The organism is Rhizobacter sp. P3_B12 (assembly GCF_056402895.1).
In genome coordinates, this window is the sequence record NZ_JBFUGN010001392.1 from 1 (window position 1) to 1,233 (window position 1,233).

At 74.2% G+C, this 1,233-nt stretch carries 1 protein-coding gene; it reads right to left on the reverse strand.

The features are described from left to right. Positions 1–1,233 (reverse strand): hypothetical protein (locus AC1D01_RS35505; protein ID WP_477874334.1); only part of this gene is annotated, 1,233 nt, incomplete at both ends.

Genomic DNA, 1,233 nt, shown 5'->3' on the forward strand with positions numbered 1-1,233 from the left:
CCCCAGCGCGTGTCGCGCAGCCGCTGCAGCACCGGCCAGCCGCACAGCAGCGCACCGCCCACCGAACCACCGACCGAGCCGCCGTTCATCGCCCGCGCCATCCAGGGCTGCAACGTGGCCGCAGCCTCGTCGAGCAAGCCGAGCCGCAGCCGCACGTCCGCCAGCAGCACCGTCGCCTGCCCCGCCGGGAAGAAGCACGACGGCTCCTGATCGACCGCCAGCGGCGCGAGCAGCGCCTGCGCATCGGCCAGCCGCCCGTCCACCATCGCGACGAACGCACGGCTGAAGCGCCGGTCGAATGACGCCGCCGCCCACTCGTACGGATTCAGCACCTGCGCGAGCCGCGCATCCAGCTCGCGCAACGTCGCGTCGTCCTGCAGGATCCACGCCGCGCGGCTGTGCGTGAACAGCAGCTCGTGCTCGTGCGTCAGCCGGTTCGGCGCCGAGCCGTGCTCGGCGAGGTCGTGCCGGCCTTCCAGCGCCGCCGCATACGCCGCTTCGCGCCGCCCGCACACCGCATCGATCAGCGTGTGCGCCATGTGGTTCTCGGTCAGCACGCTGCGCGGYCGGCCGAGCCAGCGGCAGTCCTCGTCGGCACGCGCCAGCCAGTGCTCGGCCTCGTCGAGCCGCCCGGCCGAGAACGCGAGCCACGTGCGCGCATGCAGCACACCGGCGCGCAGCTGCGTCGGCGTGTCGCCGAACAGCGCCGTCGCACGCTGGCCGAAGCGCTCCAGCAGCGCGTCCATGCCCGGCATGCCGACCATCAGGCTGTGGAAGAAGCAGGCGTCCCACACCGCCGGCTCGGGCACGCGCTCCAGCGCCTGCAGCATCTGCTCGAACCACGGCGCCACGTCGGCCGCGCGCGCCTGCGCATACGCCGCCCATGCCGAGCCGAAGCACACGAAGGCGCGTGTGCCGTCGTCCAGCGGCAGCGCCAGCAGCTTCGGCAGCTCGCGCGCCGCCACCTCGGTCTGCGCCATGTTCTGCATCGCGAGGCACGCATAGGCGCGGGCGCGCCACGCCTGCGCATCGCGGCCGGCCGCGCGGAAGCCGGCCTCGGCCTGCTGCATCGCGGCCAGCATCGTGTCGAACGCGAAGCTCGGGAAGCAGCTGAGCCCGCGCAGGAAATGCAGCTCGGGCCGCCCGTCGAACGCCGCCGGCGGAAACAGCGCCAGCATGCGCGCCAGGCTCGGCGCACCGCCGATCGCCAGCAGCTCGGCGCCGCGCCCCGCC